Source organism: Bradyrhizobium sp. (assembly GCF_019242285.1).
Lineage (GTDB): Bacteria > Pseudomonadota > Alphaproteobacteria > Rhizobiales > Xanthobacteraceae > Bradyrhizobium.
In genome coordinates, this window is record NZ_JAFAVV010000227.1 from 1 (window position 1) to 3,704 (window position 3,704).

The following is a 3,704-nucleotide window of genomic DNA, read 5'->3' on the forward strand; positions in this document are numbered from 1 at the left end:
CAAGATCGGGCCGGGCTCGTCCGAGTGGGAGGTCTTCGGCTTCTTGAGCATCCAAACGCCGAGCATGGGCGCGAACAGCGCGGCGACAACCCAGGAGGCAATCAGCGCGATCGCGACAACGGCGAAGATCGAAAAGGTGTACTCGCCCGCGGCACTGCGCGCGAAGCCGATAGGAACGAAGCCCGCGACCGTGACGAGCGTACCGGCCAACCTCGGAAACGCCGTGGAACTGAAGGCGAAAGAGGCGGCTTCTTCCTTTTCGTCGCCGTGCTCGATCCGCGTCACCATTGCCTCGATCGTGATCATGGCGTCGTCGACCAGCAGGCCAAGCGCGATGATGAGGGCGCCCAAAGAGATCCGCTGAAGGTCGATTCCAAGAAGTGACATCGTCACGAACACCGCGGCGAGGACGAGCGGGATCGAGAGCGCCACCACGGCGCCCGCGCGCAGGCCAAGGGCGACCAGGCTTACCGCGAGGACGATCCCGATCGCTTCCCACAGCGCCTCCATGAAATCGTCCACCGCATGCGAGACCGTTGCGGGTTGGTTGGCAACGAGCGCCGGTTCGATTCCGACTGGCAGGTTCGCTGTGATATCCGCCATTGCCTGCGCGACGTTGCGACCAAGCGTCATCACGTCGCCACCTTTGCGCATGGCGATCGCCAGCCCGATGCCGTCTCGTCCGTTTACGCGAAAAATTGGCTGGGCGGGATCCGCAGGACCGCGCGTGACGTGCGCGATGTCGCCCAGGCGGATCATCCGGCCATTCGCGACGAAGTTGACGGCCAGGATGTCCTGCTCGGTCTGAAACGCCCCCGAGGTCCGAACAAGAAGCTTCTCCTCACCGGTCTGTACCACACCCGCCGGAATGACGGCGTTTTGAGCCTGCAACGCGGCGATGAGCGCTGCCCGGTCGATGCCGAGGCCTGCCAGCTGCTCGGTCGAGAATTCCACGTAGACGCGCTCGTCTTGCGCCCCCAGAACGTCGATCTTCGAGATGTCGGGCAGCGTCAGAAGCTGCTTGCGGATCTCGTCCACATGGTCCCTCAGCTCCCGGTGAGTGAACCCATCCGCAGTGAAGCCGTAGACGATGCCGTAGGTGTCACCGAACTCATCGTTGAAGCCGGGTCCGACGATTCCTTGCGGCAATGTGTTGCGGATATCGCCTACCTTCTTGCGAACCTGGTACCAGATGTCCGGCACCTGAGCTGGAGGCGTCGAGTCCTTCAGGTAGACGAAGATCGTGGCCTCACCCGCGGTGGTGTAGCTCTTCAAGTAGTCAAGGCTGGGCGTCTCCTGGAGCTTGCGTTCGATGCGGTCGGTAATCTGTTCGAGCGTATCCTTGACGGTGGCACCGGGCCATGCCGCTTGCACCACCATGGTCTTGACGGTGAAGTCCGGATCCTCGCTTCGCCCGAGCCGGAAGTAAGATCCGATGCCCGCGATGGCGATCAGGAGCATGAAATAGGTCACCAGTGACCGATGCCGGATCGCCCATTCGGAAAGATTGAAGCGGTTCATGACGCGGCTCCTATGAGGCTGACTTTCTGGCCGGGATGCAGTGTCTGCGCTCCGGCGGTGACCACGATTTCGCCCGTCTCCAGCCCATGGGAAATCACGACAGAAGCCGGGTCGAACCGCAGAACTTCGAGATTGCGTAGGGACACGGTCTTGCTCTGCGGATCGAACACCCACACGGCGGGGCTTCCGTTTGACTGAGTGAGTGCGCTCGCCGGGACCGCCACGCCCGCGGGCGCGGAGAGCTTGATGCTGCCAGTGACGGTGGATCCGAGCCGCATCGCTTCCGGCGCATCGATGATGCCGACCTTGACCTGGAAGGTTCGAGTGGCGGCGTCAGCCTGCGGGGCTACCTCTCGCACGCGCCCGGTCGCCCTCACTTGTGGATCATTGATGAGCGCGATCTCGACCACAGGATCGCGTGGACCCGTTAGAATGAGCTGTTCGGGAACGTCGAAAACAGCGTCGCGTCCGCCCTCACGGGCGAGCTGCACAATCATTTGGCCGGCGCGGACCACTTCGCCCGGTTCAGCGCCGACCGCGGTGACCGAACCCGGGGCATCGGCCGACAGAACCGTATAGCCAAGTTGATCCTGGGCTGTATGCAGCTGTGCCTCAGCGGAATCCACTTGTGCCTGAGCGCTCAGAAAATGCTGCTCGGCGGAGTCGAAATTGGCGCGGGTCGACCAGCCGTCCTTTACGAGTTGCTGCTGTCGCGCGAAGGTGAGACGGGCCTCGGTCAGCTGCGCTTCAGCCGCCGCGAGGTTCGCCTGCGCCGAGCGCAGTGCGTTCTGCTGATTCTGCGGATCGAGCCGGGCGATGACCTGACCGGCCGTGAGCACATCGCCCACATTGACGGGCCGGTCAATCGTGCGTCCGTCAAGGCGAAAGGCGAGGCTGACCTGATCCTTTGCGCGCATCTGGCCCGTCAGAGAAACGGTTTCGCCTTCGGCGCGGCGCTCGATGGTGACTGTTCGGACTGGCCGCACCTGGGCAGCAGGCGCTTGCGATTTTTCGCACCCGGAGAGGGCCACGGCCATTAAAGCGGCGGTTAGGATTGGAGATTTGAACATTGTCGTTGCTTTCACGGAGTAACCTGGGGCGAGGTTGGGAAAGCACCCCAATCGGCTCCCAATCTCGAATTGAACTTATAAGTCAGATCGACTATATAGTCAATATGAGAATGTGAGATTTGTGAAATGAGGTGGACGCATGGCGAAAATTGATTTGGCGCGCAGAGCCGAAATCGGGCGGCTGCGACGTGCCAGGACAAGAGCTCAAATCATTGAGGTCGGTTCGATGCTTCTTGCCGAGCGTCCGCTCGAGGCGCTTACGGTTGATGCTGTGGTCGAGGCTGCGGCCGTCGCGAAGGGGACCTTCTACTACCACTTTCAAGGCATGGAGGAGTTGGCCGCGGCCGTGGGCGAGAAGCTCGGAGAGAGTTTTGACGAGATGCTCGCGCCAGCCAGGCTCGGCATGCGAGACCCCGTTGCCCGCCTGTCCTTCGCCTTCAACCAATTCCTGGAGAAGGCGATGGCGGACCGGGTTTGGGCGCGGCTCGTCATCCAGAGTGCTCAAGCGCCAACCGAGTTCGCCCGGAGCATTCGCGCCAATCTGAAGGGGGACCTCACTGAGGCGAGGGCACAGGGGCGCCTGAAGGTGAACGATGTCGATCTGGCGGCGGACGTCGTCATGGGCATCTGGCTTCAGGTCACGCGCGGCATTCTTCAAGGGCGGACCGGCACTGATCTACCAGAGCGAGCTCTCGCCGCCATGCTTCGAGCGCTTGGTGTGGCTCCCCCTCAAAAAAGAAAAAAGGACCTCGAGGAAGTCTAGGACTTGGGCCTACGATCGGACTTTACCTGCCGAGGCTTCCCACGATGCCTCGACCATTCGGTAGAGAGGTGCCTCAGCGGCCACTATCTTGCGCGCCGCAAGCGCTCGGGTCGATAATTGGGATTCCTAGCGCCAATGCCGGTACCGTTGCGTCGCGGGGCCGCTTTTGTGGATCAGGCTCTGATCGGAAAACTTGCATGCCACCGCTCTATCTCGAAGATCTCAGCGTCGGCCAGAAGTTCGAGTCGCGGCCGCACACCCTCGATGCGGAGGCGATCAAGGCCTATGCCCTCAAGTTCGATCCGCAACCTTTCCATCTCGACGAGAAGGCGGCCAAGAACAGCTTGTTC

General features: G+C 61.9%; 3 protein-coding genes. 1 reads left to right on the plus strand and 2 read right to left on the minus strand.

What is annotated here, in order from left to right; all coding sequences use genetic code 11:
• Together JOY90_RS08835 and JOY90_RS08840 are read right to left on the minus strand one after the other, a co-directional pair.
• Positions 1 to 1,521 (minus strand): efflux RND transporter permease subunit (locus JOY90_RS08835; protein WP_291690762.1); only part of this gene is annotated, 1,521 nt, incomplete at its 3' end.
• A complete protein-coding gene (locus tag JOY90_RS08840; protein WP_291690763.1) occupies positions 1,518 to 2,558 on the minus strand; it encodes an efflux RND transporter periplasmic adaptor subunit in 1,041 nt (346 codons plus the stop codon). The genes JOY90_RS08835 and JOY90_RS08840, both read right to left, overlap by 4 nt.
• A gap of 172 nt (positions 2,559 to 2,730) precedes the next feature.
• Here JOY90_RS08840 and JOY90_RS08845 point away from each other — a divergent pair, with 172 nt between their 5' ends.
• Positions 2,731 to 3,354, plus strand: coding sequence for a TetR/AcrR family transcriptional regulator (locus tag JOY90_RS08845; protein ID WP_291690764.1), 624 nt, complete (start codon positions 2,731 to 2,733; stop codon positions 3,352 to 3,354).
• The last annotated feature ends 350 nt before the right edge of the window (positions 3,355 to 3,704 follow it).

Excerpts from the sequence above, each read along its gene's own strand:
- JOY90_RS08845 (WP_291690764.1), top strand. The coding sequence starts at position 2,731 with ATGGCGAAAATTGATTTGGCGCGCAGAGCCGAAATCGGGCGGCTGCGA.
- JOY90_RS08840 (WP_291690763.1), bottom strand. The coding sequence starts at position 2,558 with ATGGCCGTGGCCCTCTCCGGGTGCGAAAAATCGCAAGCGCCTGCTGCC.